The 504-nt window shown below is 39.1% G+C and carries 1 protein-coding gene; it reads right to left on the bottom strand.

Annotation, left to right across the window (positions count from 1 at the left end; all coding sequences use genetic code 11):
- Window positions 1–248 (bottom strand): DNA/RNA helicase domain-containing protein (locus tag SB717_RS33525; RefSeq protein ID WP_410907117.1); only part of this gene is annotated, 248 nt, incomplete at its 3' end.
- Window positions 249–504 lie beyond the last annotated feature (256 nt).

The following is a 504-nucleotide window of genomic DNA, read 5'->3' as shown; positions in this document are numbered from 1 at the left end:
CATTCTGATGTGAAATCTGCCTTTTCACGGTTGTATGATGAGGCTTTTGAACACAGGGAATATATTGTTGTTACTTGGGCGTTGGTATGTTGTGCTAGCTCTTTTGAAAGTTTTTGAGCAAGAAGTGAGTTGAATGTAATGCATAGTACGGAATTTCCTATAGCAGAGAGTCTACGGGCGGTTTCTACTGCTATAACTGTTTTTCCTGTTCCTGGCCAACCACTAATTAAAAATCTATCATTTTTCAATGTCCACTCTATGCACTCCTGTTGTTCGGGTGTAAGTCGAAGCCATAGTTTATTATCGCTGTTTATTCTTGAGTGCCAGCAAGGAGCGTAGGTCGCATTTGGGATTAACATTCCAATTATGGTTTCAATAGCGGACTTGCTAATAGGAGTAGGTTGTAGGGTTTTTCTAAAGTAGCTCATGATTGAGCGTATTCTTTTGTTAACGCGATCTAGATCATTAATGTCTAGTATTAACTTAATGGGTGATAGGTGATAG

The organism is Priestia sp. SIMBA_032 (assembly GCF_046535215.1).
Classification (GTDB): Bacteria; Bacillota; Bacilli; order Bacillales; family Bacillaceae_H; genus Priestia; species Priestia aryabhattai.
The sequence above is the reverse complement of the archived record's forward strand: the minus strand, read 5'-3'. Positions and strand labels throughout refer to the sequence as shown.